Origin of the sequence: Citrobacter sp. HN-141, from assembly GCF_033341895.1 — a bacterium.
Lineage (GTDB): Bacteria > Pseudomonadota > Gammaproteobacteria > Enterobacterales > Enterobacteriaceae > Citrobacter.
The window spans coordinates 1-18,576 of the sequence record NZ_JAWPBF010000012.1; the positions used below are offsets into that span (position 1 = coordinate 1).

Consider the following 18,576-nt stretch of genomic DNA (forward strand, 5'->3'; position numbering starts at 1 on the left):
GCTGATAGAAACAGAAGCCACTGGAGCACCTCAAAAACACCATCATACACTAAATCAGTAAGTTGGCAGCATCACCCGATTTCTAAAGAATCTTACAGGAGCTACCAAAAGACAACAAGATACCCTTTTGATAGCCCAGTTCATTTATTTCTGGTTAAGCTCATCAAGTCGTAATGCAATATCTTGAATCGCTAGTAAATTTTGCTGGTTATTTTGTAAATCCCAAAGACGAATTTGTTGATCAGCATTAATGGTCAGAATAAAACGACAACCACTCTTAAGGGCATTTTGATGCTGTCGTTTAAGTTTGGTACCGCTACAATCAGTGAGGACACGTAAACCAGGCAAGTCTCGACGAAGCGCGCAAGCCAGCACTTGCACCTGTATCCCCCCATCCTCCAGCTCACTGGTAATCACAACATCAGGATGGAATTGCCACTGAGGATTCAGGCCGTCATAAACCGTCTGCAGCAGAAGCAACAATCGTTCGATACCTATGGCAAACCCACAGGCGGGCAATTTCTTACCATTAAATAACTCAGCCAGACCATCGTAACGACCACCACCGCAAACTGTCCCCTGAGAACCTAAGTCATCGGTAATCCATTCAAAAACAGTGCGTGAATAATAATCCAACCCGCGCACCAGTCGTGGGTTAATGTGATAGGTTATATCGGCATTGTCGAGCAGAGTCCGCAACGTATTGAAATGCCGCTGTGAATCATCCTCCAAAAAATCCAGTAAGCGAGGTGCGTTCTCTATCATTTCTTGCATTTCAGGGTTTTTACTATCAAGGATACGCAGTGGGTTTACGTCCAGGCGCTTGATGCTGTCTTCGTCCAACATGTCTCTATGTTGAGTAAACCAACTCACCAGTTCCCTGCGATGTGCCTGGCGTTCTTCCGGCGTCCCTAATGAGTTAATTTCCAGCCGGACGTTCTGTGATATGCCTAAATCTTCAAATAGATCGCGCACCATAAAGATCAGTTCAGCATCAACATCGGCACCGGACATTCCGAAGGCTTCGACGCCAAACTGCGTGAACTGGCGTAACCGCCCTTTTTGCGGACGCTCGTAACGAAACATCGGCCCCTGATACCACAAACGCTGTGACTTGTTGTAACACATGTTATTTTCCAGGACCGCCCGCATACATCCGCTGGTCCCTTCCGGGCGCAAGGTAATATGCTCACCGCTTTTATCGGTAAAGTCGTACATTTCTTTTGAGACGATATCGGTCGCTTCACCCACCGCACGTTCAAAGAGCGCAACGGGTTCCAGGAGCGGCAGACGCATTTCCTGGTATCCATAACGAAACGCCATTTGATGAAATTTACGCTCCAACCACTGCCACATTGGTGTTTCGTCAGGCAGCACATCGCGCATACCTCGTATGGCCTGAATTTTGCTCATGACAACTCCTTGCTTAATAAAGAAAAAGATTGTTCAGTTAAATTGTGCTGCGGGACACTCTTGTTCAGACGATGGCGCCGGGCAACATAAAGCAGGTAAAGAGGGATGGTGATCATCTGTAAAATAATTCCCCATACCACGGTGGAGGCACTCTCTGTCATTAACGCCAGCGCAATAAAGCTCAACGCAACCAGACTGAGGCAGCAATAAGTCCAGAAACTGGCATCACCTCCCCGGCGATGAACAACCATCATGACCGGCAGTGAGACTGCAGCAAATGCATAGGGGAGTAAGCTGGCAGAGATGGCCAATGTAATCACGCTCTGGAACTGGTTCTGCAGATTTGGCGACAATGTGAATAGCAGGAGTGCAGTCATCAGCGCTGCAGTAAAAACCAACCCACACCAGGGAACACCATGACGGTTAGTACGGGCAAAAAAAGCAGGGAGCAAATTATCTTCCGCCGCAGCCCTGGGGACTTCCGTTTGCAGGATTTGCCAACCAGGCATCGCACCGAGGCAAGCGATAACAACCATGGCTGAAATAATCGCCCCAGCCGTACTGCCCCACATTGCTTTTGCACTGTCGGCAAAAGGTGAGGAAGAGTTCATCAGCACATCATGGGGGAGCAGCCCCATCATGACATTGGTTGAACTGGCATAACATAACCCAGCGATCCCCAACCCTAACAAGGTGGCCAGAGGTATAGTGCGGCGTGGATTTTTCACTTGGCTAAACGAGACAGATGCAGACTCAATCCCCAGAAAACCCCATAATGAAATGGTTGCCGCATTAATGATTGCCTGATGATCACTGACGCCACTCAGATTCCAGGCAGCCTGATAACGAGCAACGTCAAAATGCCCCCAGCCCATGACGCCGATGCTGAGGATCACCAGCACCATGCAACTGCCCGTGAACATTTGCATATAGCCAACCCGTTTTGCGCCACGTAATCCCCAAAGAACAGAGCACCAAAGCAGCACAATGCATGCCGTCGTGCCATAAAGTGGGTTGTGTAATACCGGGAAGAAGAAAGAGAGATATCCCACGCCGGCTAGCAGCAGCGCACAGTTGCCAATCCACGTTGACAACCAATAGAACAATGTCATTTGTAGGCCGATAAAGGGGCCAAAGCTGGCAGTAATACTGGCTATGATGCCGCCATTGCGCGGAAATAACTCACTCATTTTGCAGAAAATGAGTGCCAGGGCAGCAATCGCTAAAAACGCGAGCCCCCATCCCCAGACAGAGATTGAACCTATTCTCGCAAGCGTGGCAGGCAGCATAAACACACCGCTACCCATCATATTTGATGCTGTCATCATGGTCAGCGCAAGCAGGCCCATTTGGTTTGTCTTCGCGCAACATTTATCCATGCCAGTCCTCATTTAATAGATCATGGTGAGATGAACGGGACTTCTCCCGCGCATGTTCAGGGCCAAAGTTTGTCGTTACAACCCATCGGTAAAGCGGTAATCTCGTTGCAGGCTCTGTAAGAACAGAGCCTGACAGACGCAACCGATAATGATTGGTCTCGGCATCGGTTGCGGCGCTCCTGAGGGCAGTGATGATTATCACTGCCCTTTCTTCATGCGGCCTGTTGGTTCAGGTCGGCAATGACATCGTCAATCAGCTCATCAATCTTGCTGGAGTCAAGGTGGTGGGCAGTGGTAATCAGGTGAGCGATGTCACCGGAGGTGGCCAGACAGTGCTTTTTCCAGACGGCTTCTGACGGGCAAGGGAAAACCACGGTAATAGAGTTTTTATTGCGCCAGGCATCAATACCCGCAGCCTGTAAGCGATCGACTGCGTATTGCGCCATATTCAGGCTATGTTCAATGCGGCGTTGCCAGTCGCTCCAGGAGTGGCTGCGAATCGCTTCCCACATCATTAGCGGCGTATGGCCGTTACGAGAACCAGAAATGGTTTTATCGTGTGCAGAGATGTAATCAATTTCGACAGAAATCCGGTCAACGTTTTTCCTTTTCGCTACCACGATGCCGCAGGGAATAGGCGAGCCAATCATTTTGTGGCCGGAAACGCCAATAGAATCAATACCATCAGCGAAGTTAAAAGGTTGCGGATCGTTCACAAACGGCAAAATCATACCGCTCAGCGCAGCATCAGCGTGTAGATAATAATCGTCACGTTTGATACCCAATTGACCAATCCGTTGTTGGATCTCAGCAATATTATCAATAGCGCCACGAACGGTTGTGCCGATATTTGCAAAAATAATCGGATGTTCTTCGTTGTCGCGTTGAATTTTACGAATCAAGTCATCATAGTCCATCTCGCCATTCGGCTGTGATTCCACCAGACTTGATTTGATGCGCAACAACTTAACAATTTTCGCAACGGAATAATGAGTATCTTTCGAGTAATAAAGCGTACCCTCTGGAAACAGTTCACGCCCCAGATAGCAGCCAAACATATTACCTTCCGTTCCCCCATTGGTAACGTAACCCCAGCTTTCTTCAAATGGGATTTTAAAAATCTTAGCGAAATACTCCATTACCTCTTTTTCAAAATCAAACGAGTTCAGCAAATAATTACAATACTCTCCCCAATCACCACAATTGTTTATAGAGAAACGCATAAACCGTTCCAGTATTGTGTAATCGAAGTCGGCTGACTCTGGATAACCTATATTAAAATACTGATTTTTTACGCAATATGACCAAAAAACATCAAGCTTATTCTGATCGACAATAGATAATGTCATTTTAAACTCCCATGGATGAAACTAATACAGTTGGATACGTTTAGATACGTTTATCTAAATAAAGAATATCCTGACCTTTCTTGCTACGCCCGGCAGCAACAAAAGAGAATAATGGAATGGTTACCATCATCATCAAGATGCCCCAGAATATGGAGTCGCTGCCAGAACCAAGCAAAGCAAAGATGCAGTAAATCATGCCAATAACAACCAACGTGCAGTAAAACATAAACGATCTTCCACGATTGGCTTTCTTTGAAACAAGAATAATTGGAAGCGAAATCAGGGCGTACATATATGGCAGAAGTGAAGCAAATACCGACATTAAGATTACAGCCTGGAATTGTTTCGCCAGATTCGGAGAGGCCGTCAGAAGCAAGACAATACTCATTAATACACCGGTAAAAATGAGGCTTTTCATCGGGACATCTTGCTTGTTGGTTTCTTCAAAGAATTTCGGGAAAAGTCCTTGTTGAGCACCTGCGCGCGGGCCTTCTGACTGAAGTATCAGCCAACCCGAAATGGAACCAAAGCAGGCAATGATGCTCAGTGCGGAAGCAATGTTCCCTGCCGTATTACCGAACATATAGCGTGCGGCATCAGCAAAAGGTGCTGCTGAATCTACCAGAACGTTATGTGGTACTAACCCCATAATAACGGTGCAGCTACCGACATAGCATACGGAGGCGATTAATAACCCCATAACGGTAGCCCGAGGAACCGTACGTTCAGGATCTTCGACCTGACCGGTAGAAACGACTGCAGATTCAATACCAAGGAAGCCCCATAGCGCAATCGACGCAGCAGAAATAATTGCTGAGGAATCACTATGACCCGTTCCATTATAAACTTCAGTATAGAGCGATGGGTTAAACCAGAACCACCCAATAAATCCTACGCCTAATATTACGATTAACCCGCAGGTTGCGGTAAAGGATTGTGCCCGCCCCGCAACTTTGGCACCAAAACTAGCAAGGAAAACAAATGCCCACAGAATAATAATTGCGGCAATACAACCGTAAGTTGGATTTTTAAGCTCTGGGAAAAAGAAACTGAGATAGCCGACACCTGCGACCAATAGTGCAACGTTACCTACCCATGCGCTGATCCAATAGCACATTGTTGTCTGAAACCCAATGAATGGGCCAAAGGCATCACTGGCATAAGCCACGATACCGCCGGTACGAGGTGTAATTAAACTGGTTTTAGCGAAAACTAATGCAAGTGCAATAACGCCGATGATGGTAAATACCCATCCCCATATTGAGATGGAGCCTATTCCTGCGAGATTAGTTGGCAACATAAATACGCCAGACCCCATCATATTTGATGCGGTCACTAACGTTAGGGCAATGACTCCCATTTTATGAGCAGAGCCTGAGCTTACTGTTCCCATAATGGTTTCCTATTAATTTAAAATTTTGCAATAAGTGGAAATTCGTACTGAATTCGTGGGCCATTGTTATGAATAGAAATGTCCATTATTGTGACAACAATCAAAAATAATAATGAATCAATTTTTTTTGAGCGGTTTTTTTTGCTCACTTTTTAACCATTTTATCGGTAATTGACTCTGTCCCCTTTTATTCGACCTGAATAAAACAAAGGCGACACTAAAATAATCAGGAAAAAAATCACGACGATCGTTTATTAATAATGTACTTTTTTGTTGATGGTGTTGTTTCAATGTTAACAATTATGAGTAATTTAAAGACACCTATTTATCACGCCAAAAACGGGCATTTCTGATAGGGATAAAGTAGAAGGGTGTGATTCAAAAGAGAGAACATAATTTATGTTACAACGGATAGAACGATGCCTTCCTGTGGGCTACGCCTCACAAAGCAAAAACCCCGCCGAAGCGGGGTTTTATAAAGAGTGAAGCTGACCGATAAGCCGGCTTCGTTCAACCATACGTTAGGCATCTACAGCACTGGGGTTGTCGTGTGTCGCAGACTGTATCGCAGTTTGTGTTACAGTGCAAAGTCCACCGAGTGAAGCTCCTTTCACACCCAACCATGCCTAATTGCTAACATTTGTAACACACCAACGACAAAAAACAACAGACTGACAACCGCTAGGTATATCTCCGCGTAGAATGGGCCAATAAGCCGTTTTGGTAGCCCACGAATAAAGTCCTTATCATCGTTTTTGGTCAGGATTGAGCTTTTATTCCACAACAGCGGCATGTATATAAAACTCACTTTTGTGCTGTATGCCACTTTGACATAAAGCGTGTTGACGTTCTCGAACAGCAATACAGCATCAGGCAAACTACCGTATCTTTCTTTGTACAGGATGCAGATCTCTTTAAATCTATCCCTGTTCAGAACTGAGGCTATGATACTGGCTATACCGAAGCCGAAAGCAAGTGCACCAATAATTACTGTTGCCTTGGCGCTAAGTAGGTCATCAATGGTCATTGCTTGTAACCTCATATAGCGATTCACCAACGAAGCCACCGAACGCGGATGTGGCTTTATCGCTCCCATATGCAATAGCTCCATTTACGCCAAGCGTACAAAGTAATGCTCCGGCACCTGCGGCTTCTATGGTTGCAGCGCCAAGCACTATCGCACAGACGGTATTTGCTGCGGCTGTACCCGCAATTTTTCCAGCTATCGCTCCGCCGATCAGGCTCCCGGAAAACTCCCCAATGGAAGTAAACGACGTTTTCGCACAGTCCCTGCCCACGGTGCAGGCTTCGGTGATTTTTGCGGCAGTATCAAAGGCAGACAGACCAATGCCGATCTTCCCGGCGGTTTCCATCCACTTGACGTACTTTGCCAGCTTCTCGATATGGGTTGCGTAACCTTCAATATCGCTTACGCCTGTTTCGTTCCAGCGGTGTGTGATTGAACGGCTTGAGAGGCCAAGGGCACTTTTTAGATCTGCGTACTCGTTGAACATGAAGCGATGTTTCATGAACATCTTAAGAACGCTATCAAGCTGACCAAACAAGCGGCGGCGTTCAACGAAGAATTGTTCGCCAATCAGTGTGCCGCTGGTGATGTACTGGTTTTTGTAGGTCTTCTCGATCTCGACAAGGATTTTTTCTACCTGTTCGAAATACCCTTTCGCGGCTTCGGTTGCTTGTCCTGAGTATCCATAAGTATCGCTCGCCGTACTGGCAGCAGCGGCGAACATCTCAATGGTGTCTTTGTGTTTGAAAAGGAAGTTGGCTTGCAGAATGGAAAGAGGGGCTAACGCTGCATCAACTCGCGCTTTCGCAGCCTGCATATGTGCAATCTGTTCGCTGTCCTGCTTATTAGGGTCAACCACCAGCAGAATAGATCCCGCTTTGTATTCCTTACCAGCACCATTCAATGAGCGGTAAAGTTCTCGGGTTCCTTCTGGCTGACCGCCAGCAAACAGGATGCTTTCGAAAGATTCGGTTGTCGATTGTCGAGGGACTACACAAAAACCAGCATCTACACCAATGCGTTTCTTTTTGGCTGTCTGGGCATGTTGTTCTGGCTCTTGCTGAGTTTGTTGTTCCGGGGCTATACCAAAGGCTGCTGGTTTAGCGCTCATCATTCACGGATAACGTTCGCCTGTAAAACCAGATATAGCGATCACAAAGTTATCTTTGCAGTGGCATAAAACCAGATCCCCATCACCCGCGATGAAACCCGCTTCAAGGAATCCGGTATAGGTTGCATTGATTTCAAAAGCACCTTTGCAAACATCACACCATGCTTTATCACCAGCCCTCACCAATGGATTGTGGTCTTCATCAAAAATAGTTGATGAGGCGGAAATAATGTGCCCGTACCTCGTTTTATTCCCCAGCTTTGCAAGCGTTCTTTGCGTAACCATCTTTGATCCCTCAATGAGTAAGCTCTGTTTCAGATACTTTTTCTACTTTGAAATGGTTAACAAGAAATCCTTTAGCTGCTGGGATACCACGGCGAAGTACCAGTATTGCTCTACCTTGTGGTGTGCTTATTATTTCATCACCATTACTGAGGCAACTGCCAACAAGTGCAACGCTTTGACCAGTGCCATTATGTCCAGCGTCTCCTGCGCCACTGATTACTGCCGCTTTTGCGCCATCGGGATAAACAACAGTATCCAGAGTTTGAGCTACTCGCAGTTTTTGACCGTTGCTAATCTCTATTTCCGCAGTAACAGTTGCGGTTTTGAGTATGCCGCCGTCACGAGTCAGACTTCCTTCAACCGCGATGCGGTAGATCTCAATAACTGGATGCTGTTTCAAGTCAGCTTGCTGTTTAGCAAGGAACTCCTGCGATTCCTCAGTCATTCCGGAAAGTTGCTCATTACTGAAAGCGGGTTTATCAAAAGAAGCCAAAATCTCTGGAGTAAGTTCGTTGGTATACTGCTGCATAAGTCCCTCTACTTGCTGTGAGTTTATCCGTGCCCAACATTCATTGTACAAATAACAACCACACGCAGGAAGTGATTTTTACTTAAAGTAAAACCGTGTTTTAAATAATTTTCAGGGTGAATATTTCCTGATTTTTGATTCACCTTGTGAAGTATCAAAGGTTTTGCTGTACGGGCAATGTTTCGACCTGGTGGCGTAGGTGAAGGTATAAAGACTGTTGCGGCACTGACCGAATCACAGCCCAGAGAGATGCAAAAAAAGCCACCTGAAGGAAGTCGGAAATGAAGGCTGTAGCGGTTGCCACGCTTTAGGATATTCGGGATGGAACTGCCGTTGGTGTGCCTCGTCTGTGTCACATTTTCACCGATGAAGGCCAGAGAGACACTAATGTAGTGTTTTAGACGAAGTTGAAGCTGACCAATAAGCCGCGTTATTTTGAGCATAGCGTCGTGGACAGTCATTCATTTAGCCTGCCCAGAAAGCAAAAACCCCGCCGAAGCGGGGTTTTATAAAGAGTGAAGCTGACCGATAAGCCGGGTTCTGTCGTGGACAGTCATTCATCTAGGCCAGCAATCGCTCACTGGCTCAAGCAGCCTACCCGGGTTCAGTACGGGCCGTACCTTGTGAACCCCTATTTGGCCTTGCTCCGGGTGGAGTTTACCGTGCCACGGACTGTTACCAGCCGCGCGGTGCGCTCTTACCGCACCCTTTCACCCTTACCTGATCCCACTTGCATGGGCCATCGGCGGTTTGCTCTCTGTTGCACTGGTCGTGGGTTTCCCCCCCAGGCGTTACCTGGCACCCTGCCCTATGGAGCCCGGACTTTCCTCCCCTCCGCCCGTCTCCCCCGAAGAGGACGACGACGAAGCGGCGACTGTCTGGTCAGCTTCGGCGCGCAGTATAGAGGGTTCGTGCGCCTTTGTCACCCCGCACTACGCATTCCGATTGCCAGCGTGGCAGCGATATTCCTTGAAGCGCGGTAGATATTATCCGATGCCCCGCGGAAAGCGTCCTCCAGCGTGCCGATACGGGTTAATACGCTAAACACCGCATCAATGCCATATTGATGAACCACGTCCACATCGCGTGTCAGGCTACCGGCAATACCAATTACGGGTTTGTGGTACTTCTTCGCCACATTTGCCACACCAATCGGCACTTTGCCATGCACACTCTGGCTGTCGATGCGTCCCTCACCGGTGACCACCAGCGTACAATCATGAATATGTTCTTCCAGATTGAGCGCCTGAGTCACAATCTCGATACCACTGCGTAGCTCCGCGCCTAAAAAAGCCATTAACGCGGCTCCCATACCACCAGCCGCTCCCGCGCCAGGCACGTCTTTCACATCCACCCTGAGCGATTTTTTAATAATATCGGCATAGTGGGAAAGGTTGCGATCTAGCTCGACAATGTGTTCCTCAGTCGCCCCTTTCTGCGGGCCAAAGATGCGGGATGCGCCAGTATCGCCCGTCAGAGGATTCGTCACATCACAGGCAACGCGGATTGAACAGGTTTTTAAGCGCGGATCCAGCCCTGAAACATCGATGGTATTGAGGCAAACCAGGCTACCGCCGCCGTAACCGATTTCAGTTCCGTTGGCATCACAAAGTTTTGCCCCCAGCGCCTGCACCATACCCGCGCCGCCGTCGTTGGTCGCACTGCCGCCAATGCCAATAATGATGCTCTGCGCACCGCTATCCAGCGCCTGCAAAATCAACTCTCCGGTACCACAAGACGTTGTCACTAATGGATTGCGCTTTTCAGGAGGAACCAACGCCAGGCCGCTGGCTGCCGCCATTTCAATAAACGCGGTTTTACCGTCACCGGACATGCCCCAGCAGGCATTCACTTTTTCACCCAGCGGCCCCGTCACCAGGGCTGAACGTTCAGTCCCCTGCGTCGCGGCTATCATCGCTTTCACTGTTCCTTCACCACCATCGGCAACCGGAACAGAAACATATTGCGCATAGGGGAAAATTTCCCGAAATCCTTTTTCTATTGCCTGAGCTACCTCGGAGGCAGACAGGCTTTCTTTATAAGAGTCTGGGGCAATTACGATTTTCATAGTTATGTAGCCTGACTGTGCCGCGCAAGGCAAGAAATACAGGGCGCGCATCCGCGCCCTTCTTGTTAGCGAGTGACTTCCACTTTCGCCAGTTTTTCGTAGTAACATGCCAACGCACTGTGGTCAGCCGTTCCCAGCCCGTCAGCGCGCAGCGCTTGCATCATCTCCATTACCGCTGCGGTCAGCGGCAGCTGTGCGCCCACGCCGTGCGAAGTATCCAGCGCATTCGCCAGATCTTTGATATGCAGGTCGATACGAAAACCGGGTTTAAAGTTACGATCCATCACCATCGGCGCTTTGGCATCCAGCACGGTGCTACCAGCCAGTCCGCCGCGAATAGCCTGATACACCAGATCCGGGTTCACGCCCGCTTTGGTCGCCAGCGTCAGTGCTTCAGACATTGCAGCAATGTTCAACGCCACAATAACCTGGTTCGCCAGCTTGGTGACGTTACCCGCGCCAATTTCGCCGGTATGCACGACGGAGCCCGCCATCGCCTTCAGCAGATCGTAGTACTTGTCGAAAATCGCTTTATCGCCGCCAACCATCACCGACAACGTGCCATCAATGGCTTTCGGTTCGCCGCCACTCACCGGTGCATCCAGCATATCCACGCCTTTCGCTTTCAGCGCGTCGCTGATTTCTCGGCTGGCTAATGGTGCGATGGAACTCATATCGATCAGTACGGTGCCCGGTTTCGCCCCTTCAATGATGCCACCTTCACCCAGCGCGACCTCTTTCACATGCGGGGAGTTCGGCAGCATGGTAATAATCACGTCGCACTGTTCAGCAATGGCTTTCGCCGTCGTCGCGGTTTCTGCGCCTGCGGCGATGACTTCCGCAATCGCTTGTGGGTTACGGTCAGCAACCACCAGCGAGTAACCTGCCTTGAGGAGGTTTTTACTCATTGGTTTACCCATAATACCGAGGCCAATAAAACCAACTTTCATTGTCATATCTCTATCTCTCTCTACTGTCGATGGTGGTTATTTTTTAAAGGAGTCAGCCAGCTTCTGTGTGGCCGAGCGGAATACGCCAAGATCGCTACCCACAGCAACAAACGTTGCGCCCCATTCCAGATAACGACGGGCATCCGCCTCTACCGGGGCCAGAATGCCGCTGGGTTTGCCGTGTGCCTTCGCGCGGGCAAAGATGTGCTGGATTGCGTTCTGTACGTCAGGGTGGGAAGCATTGCCGAGATGACCTAATGCCGCAGCCAGATCGCTCGGGCCAACAAAAATACCGTCTACGCCGTCGGTCGCCGCGATGGCATCAACGTTATCAACACCCTGCTGGCTTTCGATCTGCACGATGATGGTGATGTTCTTATTCGACTGGGCAAAGTAGTCCGGCACCGTGCCGAACATATTGGCGCGGTGGGAAACGGACACGCCGCGAATCCCTTCTGGCGGATAACGGGTAGATGCTACGGCGTTTACCGCCTCTTCTTCGGTTTCAACAAACGGGATCAGGAAGTTATAAAACCCAATATCCAACAGACGCTTGATAATGACCGGCTCATTAGTCGGAACACGCACAACCGGTGCGCTGATGCTACCTTTCAGTGCCATCAGTTGTGGGATAAACGTCGAGATATCGTTCGGTGCATGCTCACCATCCAGCACCAGCCAGTCAAAGCCTGCCAGGCCTAATACCTCGGTACTGATTGGATTGGCCAGCGCGGACCAGCAGCCAATCTGCACCTGATGCGCCGCGAGGGCCGCTTTAAATTTGTTCGGGAATATCGTGTTATTCATCGCCTATACCTTTGTTTATTTCTGCAATTCCATACGTTTAATGTCACCGACAATAAACAGGTAGCAAACCATCGCCATCAGCGCCGAGCATCCTACAAACATCAGCGCAGCATTAAATGAGTGCAGCTCGCTCACCAGGTAACCAATCACCAGCGGGGTTACGATGGAAGCGACGTTGCCAAATACGTTAAATACACCACCACACAGACCGACTATTTCTTTCGGTGCGGTATCGGAAATCACCGGCCAGCCCAGCGCGCCGAAGCCTTTTCCGAAAAACGCCAGCGCCATCAACGCCACCACCAGGGTGGTATTATCGGTGTAGTTACACAGAATGATGGTCGACGCGAGCAGCATCCCGAGCACAATTGGCAGCTTACGCGCCAGAGTAATACTGGAGCCGCGTTTAATCAGATAATCGGAGAACACCCCGCCCAACACGCCACCGGCAAATCCGCACAGCGCAGGAATAGAAGCCACCAGACCAACCTTCAGGATCGACATGCCTTTTTCTTGCACCAGGTAGATCGGGAACCAGGTCAGAAAGAACCAGGTGATGGTATTGATAAAATACTGTCCGAAGAACACCCCCAGCATCATGCGATTAGTCAGCAACTGCTTGATATAATGCAGCTTAGGACCGCCAGATGCCGCATCGCCCGGCTTCTTGTGATCCATATCGACCACCGCGCCGTTGTCAGAGATAAACTTCAGTTCTTCTTGCGACATACGCGGATGCTCGGTCGGGTTATGGATCAATTTCACCCACAGCCCGGTCAGCACAAAGCCGATCGCCCCCATCACGGTAAAGACATGTTCCCAGCCCCAGGCAAAAGTTAACCACCCCAACAGCGGGGAAAATAACGCCAGGGAGAAGTACTGTGCGGAGTTAAAAATTGCCGATGCCGTACCGCGCTCTTTCGTGGGGAACCAGGCGGCCACAATACGTGCGTTAGCCGGGAAAGACGGCGCTTCAGAGAAGCCCAACATGAAACGCATGATGAACATTGAAATACCCGCCCAGGCCAGCGGAAACATATCCACGAATCCCTGCAGGAAGGTAAACAGCGACCAGAAAAACAGGCTGTAAGTGTAGACTTTCTTCGAACCGAACTTGTCGAGCAGCCATCCGCCGGGGATTTGCATCAGCAAATAAGCCCAGCCAAAAGCCGAAAAAATGTAACCCATTGATATGGCGCTAAGCTGTAGCTCTTTCGCCACTTCCGTACCGGCAATAGACAACGTCGCACGGTCCGCATAGTTAACGGCTGTAACAATAAAGATTACCAGCAATATTAAATAACGAGTGTGCGTGCCTTTCTTTTTCTCTACCACCGTATCCAGTATCATACTATTTACCTCGGGCTACCTCGGGCACATGTCTTTTATTATTTGGCAGGCATTTTTAATAATTAATTACCGCCAATAGAAATACGCAATAATTTATCAGGTGCTATGAAACCGTGATTTAGTATAATCAGCACGACACGGTTAATCATTGTGCAAATGCTCACTAAAGAAAGGTCGTTAGAATATTCTCCTGGGCGGATGCACATAAGCATGGGCGCTAATGCACACATTTACGTATTGCCACCGCTGGCAGCATGGTGTACCTGAGTTTAAGTGATCATGGTCACATTCTCAGTTTTAATCTCCTGACATTCTTATTTCACAATACCAAGTCTTTATTGCTTTTAATTAGATTAAACATATCAACACCCATACAATTATTATCACCACCTGGCTGGAGAATACTGGACAATGGCCGACATCGAAATTAGACAAGAATCGCCAACGGCGTTTTATATTAAAGTACACGACACAGATAATGTGGCGATTATTGTCAATGACAATGGTCTGAAAGCCGGGACACGTTTTCCGGATGGACTGACGCTGATAGAGCATATCCCCCAGGGCCATAAAGTGGCGCTAACAGATATTCCTGTTCACGGCGAAATTGTCCGCTATGGTGAAGTGATAGGTTTCGCCGTTCGCGATATCCCACGCGGCAGCTGGATCGATGAATCTATGGTTGAACTGCCAAAAGCCCCGCCGCTGGAAACATTACCGCTGGCCACCAAAGTTCCGGAACCGCTGCCGCCGCTGGAGGGGTATACCTTCGAAGGATACCGCAATGCTGACGGCAGCGTCGGCACCAAGAATCTGCTCGGCATCTCCACCAGCGTGCACTGCGTGGCGGGCGTGGTGGATTATGTCGTGAAAATCATTGAGCGCGATCTGCTGCCCAACTATCCGAACGTCGACGGCGTGGTGGGGCTCAATCACTTGTACGGCTGCGGCGTGGCGATCAATGCACCAGCCGCCATCGTGCCGATTCGTACAATCCACAATATTGCGCTGAACCCGAACTTCGGCGGTGAAGTCATGGTCATCGGCCTTGGCTGCGAAAAACTCCAGCCTGAGCGCCTGCTGGAAGGGACGCACGATGTGAAAAGTATTCCGGTAGACAGCGCCAGTATCGTCAGCCTGCAGGATGAAAAACACGTTGGTTTTAAATCCATGGTAGAAGACATTTTGCAGGTCGCTGAGCGCCACCTGGCAAAGCTCAATCAGCGCCAGCGCGAAACCTGTCCGGCATCAGAACTGGTTGTCGGCATGCAATGCGGCGGTAGCGATGCGTTTTCTGGCGTAACGGCCAACCCGGCAGTCGGTTATGCATCCGATCTTCTGGTACGTTGCGGGGCAACCGTGATGTTCTCGGAAGTGACCGAAGTCCGCGATGCGATCCACCTTCTGACCCCGCGGGCAATTAACGAAGAGGTGGGCAAACGCCTGCTCGAAGAGATGGCCTGGTACGACAACTATCTCGATATGGGGAAAACTGACCGCAGCGCTAACCCCTCTCCGGGCAACAAGAAAGGCGGTCTGGCAAACGTGGTGGAAAAAGCGCTGGGCTCCATTGCCAAGTCTGGCAAGAGCGCGATTGTCGAAGTATTGTCGCCGGGTCAGCGTCCAACCAGGCGTGGCCTGATTTACGCCGCAACTCCCGCCAGTGATTTTGTTTGCGGTACGCAGCAGGTTGCTTCCGGCATCACCGTGCAGGTGTTCACCACCGGTCGCGGTACGCCGTACGGTCTGATGGCCGTGCCGGTGATAAAAATGGCGACGCGTACCGAACTGGCTAATCGTTGGTTTGACCTGATGGACATCAACGCAGGTACCATCGCGACCGGAGAAGAAACCATCGAAGAAGTAGGGTTGAAACTATTCGAGTTCATTCTCGATGTGGCCAGCGGGCGTAAGAAAACCTTCTCGGATCAGTGGGGATTACATAACCAGCTGGCGGTATTTAACCCGGCACCGGTAACCTGATTTTTCACTGTTTTTTCTTCAGGAGCATGTCTACGGGCATGCTCTTTTTTTTTGTCATAAACTTTCGCAATCCTCCCATTACTTTCGAAACTTTCATTTTTCAGATCAAAATCACAAAAAAACATTACGAAACCCTATATTTTATTTCGAAGAAAGAAATCGAAAGACTTCGGAGGAAGTATGTTTATCATTTCAAGCAAAACGATGCTGAAGAAAGCTCAACAAGAAGGTTACGCCGTCCCTGCGTTTAACATCCACAATCTCGAAACCTTACAGGTTGTCGTGGAAACGGCTGCCGAGCTACGTTCTCCGTTGATCGTCGCCGGAACGCCAGGTACTTTTAGCTACGCTGGTGTCGGCAATATAGTCGCTATCGCCAGCGAGCTGGCCAGAAGCTGGAACCTCCCCCTGGCAATTCATCTCGATCACCATGAAAGCGTCAGCGATATTGAAGCAAAAGTCTCCTCAGGGATTCGCTCTGTCATGATCGACGGCTCCCATTTACCGTTTGCCGATAACATCGCGTTAGTCAAACGCGTGACGGATTACTGCCACCGCTATGACGCCAGCGTTGAAGCAGAACTGGGACGCCTGGGTGGGCAAGAAGATGACCTGATCGTTGATGGCAAGGATGCACTTTATACCCACCCTGAGCAGGCTCGAGAGTTCGTAGAAAAAACAGGTATCGACTCACTGGCCGTCGCCATTGGCACTGCCCACGGCTTGTACACCGCAGAGCCAAAACTGGACTTTGAACGGTTAGCAGAGATTCGTCAATGTGTTGATATTCCTTTAGTTTTACATGGCGCTTCCGGCCTGCCCCCTCAGGATATTAAACGCGCAATCGCCCTCGGGATCTGCAAAGTCAACGTCGCTACCGAACTCAAAATCGCCTTTGCTGACGCACTCAAAAACTACTTGAGCGCCCACACCGATGCGAACGATCCACGGCACTACATGGTGCCAGCAAAAGCGGCGATGAAAGAGGTGGTACGTAAAGTCATCGCCGACTGCGGCTGCGAAGGAAAGCTGTAAGTCCTTCATTAATTTGAATTGCACGGGTGCTGACAAAGGTTTGTTTTTAAAGCTGGATCACGAAAGATGCTTTTACCCTTTGCCTTCAATCCAAAAATATTATGAAGATAAACAAAAGATATCGGAGATAGAAGTGAAAGAAATAATCTCTCGTCATAAAGCGGGTGAACATTTGGGAATTTGTTCTGTTTGTTCAGCCCATCCGCTGGTGATTGAATCCGCATTACGTTTTGATCTCAATACAGACAGTAAAGTGCTGATCGAAGCGACATCAAATCAGGTAAATCAGTTTGGCGGCTATACCGGGATGAAGCCTGCCGATTTCCGTGACTTTGTGCATAACATTGCAGAACAAGTCGGTTTCCCTCGTGAAAGACTGATTCTCGGGGGCGATCACCTCGGCCCTAACTGCTGGCAAAATGAACCGGCAGCAGAGGCGATGGCGAAATCCGTAGATTTAATTAAAGCTTATGTCGCTGCTGGATTCAGTAAAATCCATCTTGATGCCTCTATGTCTTGTGCTGACGATCCCACGCCGCTGGATCCGATGATTGTCGCCGAGCGCGCCGCTGTACTGTGCCAGGCCGCAGAAGCAACAGCCACTGAAGAACAGAAACGCCAACTAACTTACGTTATAGGGACAGAAGTTCCTGTACCTGGCGGAGAAGCCAGTACGATTGGTACCGTACATGTGACCCGCGAAGAAGATGCTGCCCGTACCCTGGAAACACACCAGGTCGCTTTTCGCGCATTAGGGCTTGAAGACGCATTAACCCGTGTGATCGCCATTGTCGTCCAGCCAGGCGTGGAGTTTGATCACACACAGATCATTCACTATCAACCACAAGCCGCAGAAGCGCTTTCCGCCTGGATCAAAGAGACGCCGATGGTCTACGAGGCGCACTCCACCGATTATCAAACCCGTCAGGCCTATCGTGACCTGGTACGTGACCACTATGCGATTCTGAAAGTAGGTCCCGCGCTGACTTTCGCCCTTCGCGAAGCTATTTTTGCGCTGGCGCAAATGGAAAATGAGCTGATCTCTCCGGAACAACGGAGCCGGGTGCTGGAGGTGATTGATGAAGTCATGCTGAATGAGCCGGACTACTGGAAAAAATACTATCGTCCAACCTGGAGCCAGGCGATGGTCGATATTCACTTCAGCTTGTCTGACCGTATTCGCTACTACTGGCCTCATCCGCGTATTCGTCAAAGCGTGGAAAAGTTAATTACCAACCTGAACGGTGTGGCATTACCGCTGGGGCTAATTAGCCAGTTTATGCCCGTGCAGTTTGAACGCCTGTCAGAAGGAACGCTCACAGCTACACCCCATAATCTGATTATCGACAAAATCCAGGACGTTCTGCGTGCCTATCGCTTTGGCTGCGCGCCAGTTATCGCCTGAAATCTGGAGAATATATGAGCCAACTCTTTGTCCGAACCGGAATTAACTTTAGCTCGTGTCAGCATGCGCTGGCGCACATTGGGGAAGAGATGCTGGCCAAAGGGGTCGTGCATGAAAGCTACCCGCAGGCCTTAATGGAACGTGAAGCCATGTTCCCAACCGGGATTGCGCTGGAACGTCACGCCGTTGCGATCCCGCACTGTGAAGCCGTTCATGCGAAATCGCCAGCTATCTATCTGATTCGCCCAGAGACGCCTGTCAACTTTCAGCAGGCAGATGATGATGAAGAGATAGCGGTCTCTTTAATTATTGCCTTAATCGTTGAGAACCCGACGGCTCAGCTAAAGCTGTTACGTCGCCTGTTTAGTGAGCTGCAAAACCCGAACACCATTGAAGCATTATTGAATGCGCCAGATGCTGAACTGGCAATGCTCTTTCGGGAAAAAATCCTTGAGTCTGAGCCTTGCGCGCAGGCTTGATAACAAACTGATA

At 49.4% G+C, this 18,576-nt stretch carries 17 protein-coding genes and 1 other RNA gene; 4 read left to right on the plus strand and 14 right to left on the minus strand.

Annotation, left to right across the window (positions count from 1 at the left end; genetic code table 11):
* Positions 1-144: 144 nt before the first annotated feature.
* From hisS to garP, 14 genes are all read right to left on the minus strand, one after another.
* Entirely contained in the window at positions 145-1,413 is a 1,269-nt protein-coding gene (hisS, locus tag RYZ59_RS15330) for a histidine--tRNA ligase (RefSeq protein WP_137382484.1), read from the minus strand.
* A complete protein-coding gene (locus RYZ59_RS15335) occupies positions 1,410-2,792 on the minus strand; it encodes an amino acid permease (RefSeq protein WP_249357544.1) in 1,383 nt (460 codons plus the stop codon). The genes hisS and RYZ59_RS15335 overlap by 4 nt, the downstream gene beginning before the upstream one ends.
* A 212-nt stretch (positions 2,793-3,004) precedes the next feature.
* Positions 3,005-4,141, minus strand: a complete 1,137-nt coding sequence (locus RYZ59_RS15340; RefSeq protein ID WP_318049364.1) for a histidine decarboxylase — start codon at positions 4,139-4,141, stop codon at positions 3,005-3,007.
* Positions 4,142-4,181: 40 nt separating this feature from the next.
* On the minus strand, positions 4,182-5,534 hold the full coding sequence (gene hdcC / locus RYZ59_RS15345; protein ID WP_005131726.1) for a histidine-histamine antiporter: 1,353 nt from the start codon (positions 5,532-5,534) through the stop codon (positions 4,182-4,184).
* 610 nt (positions 5,535-6,144) lie between these two features.
* Entirely contained in the window at positions 6,145-6,561 is a 417-nt protein-coding gene (locus RYZ59_RS15350) for a hypothetical protein (RefSeq protein ID WP_249357543.1), read from the minus strand.
* Positions 6,551-7,675, minus strand: coding sequence for a PAAR domain-containing protein (locus RYZ59_RS15355; RefSeq protein ID WP_318049362.1), 1,125 nt, complete (start codon positions 7,673-7,675; stop codon positions 6,551-6,553). Before RYZ59_RS15355 ends, RYZ59_RS15350 begins: the two co-directional genes overlap by 11 nt.
* Positions 7,676-7,957 (minus strand): PAAR domain-containing protein, encoded by a 282-nt coding sequence (locus RYZ59_RS15360; protein WP_318049360.1) that lies wholly within the window; start codon positions 7,955-7,957, stop codon positions 7,676-7,678.
* 10 nt (positions 7,958-7,967) lie between these two features.
* Positions 7,968-8,486, minus strand: coding sequence for a hypothetical protein (locus RYZ59_RS15365; protein ID WP_318049358.1), 519 nt, complete (start codon positions 8,484-8,486; stop codon positions 7,968-7,970).
* A gap of 23 nt (positions 8,487-8,509) precedes the next feature.
* Positions 8,510-8,947, minus strand: coding sequence for a hypothetical protein (locus RYZ59_RS15370; protein WP_318049354.1), 438 nt, complete (start codon positions 8,945-8,947; stop codon positions 8,510-8,512).
* Positions 8,948-8,999: 52 nt separating this feature from the next.
* Positions 9,000-9,376: RNase P RNA component class A (rnpB, locus tag RYZ59_RS15375), an RNA gene on the minus strand.
* A 32-nt stretch (positions 9,377-9,408) separates the two neighbouring features.
* On the minus strand, positions 9,409-10,554 hold the full coding sequence (garK, locus tag RYZ59_RS15380) for a glycerate 2-kinase (protein WP_318049352.1): 1,146 nt from the start codon (positions 10,552-10,554) through the stop codon (positions 9,409-9,411).
* A gap of 65 nt (positions 10,555-10,619) precedes the next feature.
* Positions 10,620-11,510, minus strand: coding sequence for a 2-hydroxy-3-oxopropionate reductase (garR, locus tag RYZ59_RS15385; RefSeq protein WP_202037666.1), 891 nt, complete (start codon positions 11,508-11,510; stop codon positions 10,620-10,622).
* Between the two features lie 30 nt (positions 11,511-11,540).
* The gene (garL, locus tag RYZ59_RS15390) at positions 11,541-12,311 is read right to left on the minus strand and encodes a 2-dehydro-3-deoxyglucarate aldolase (RefSeq protein WP_202037665.1); all 771 of its coding nucleotides are present in this window, start codon (positions 12,309-12,311) and stop codon (positions 11,541-11,543) included.
* A 15-nt stretch (positions 12,312-12,326) separates the two neighbouring features.
* Positions 12,327-13,661, minus strand: coding sequence for a galactarate/glucarate/glycerate transporter GarP (gene garP, locus RYZ59_RS15395; RefSeq protein ID WP_137382394.1), 1,335 nt, complete (start codon positions 13,659-13,661; stop codon positions 12,327-12,329).
* 411 nt (positions 13,662-14,072) lie between these two features.
* On the opposite strand from garP, the gene garD reads away from it, so the two are divergent.
* The 4 genes from garD to gatA all read left to right on the plus strand — a co-directional run bounded on the left by garD (position 14,073) and on the right by gatA (position 18,563).
* On the plus strand, positions 14,073-15,644 hold the full coding sequence (gene garD, locus RYZ59_RS15400) for a galactarate dehydratase (protein ID WP_202037663.1): 1,572 nt from the start codon (positions 14,073-14,075) through the stop codon (positions 15,642-15,644).
* A 180-nt stretch (positions 15,645-15,824) separates the two neighbouring features.
* Positions 15,825-16,679 carry a tagatose bisphosphate family class II aldolase gene (locus RYZ59_RS15405; protein ID WP_318049346.1) on the plus strand — a complete coding sequence of 285 codons (855 nt, stop codon included), beginning with the start codon at positions 15,825-15,827 and terminating at the stop codon, positions 16,677-16,679.
* 133 nt (positions 16,680-16,812) lie between these two features.
* On the plus strand, positions 16,813-18,084 hold the full coding sequence (gene gatZ / locus RYZ59_RS15410) for a tagatose-bisphosphate aldolase subunit GatZ (protein ID WP_318049344.1): 1,272 nt from the start codon (positions 16,813-16,815) through the stop codon (positions 18,082-18,084).
* 14 nt (positions 18,085-18,098) lie between these two features.
* Complete coding sequence (gatA, locus tag RYZ59_RS15415) at positions 18,099-18,563, plus strand: PTS galactitol transporter subunit IIA (protein ID WP_202037660.1); 465 nt, start codon at positions 18,099-18,101, stop codon at positions 18,561-18,563.
* Positions 18,564-18,576: the final 13 nt, after the last annotated feature.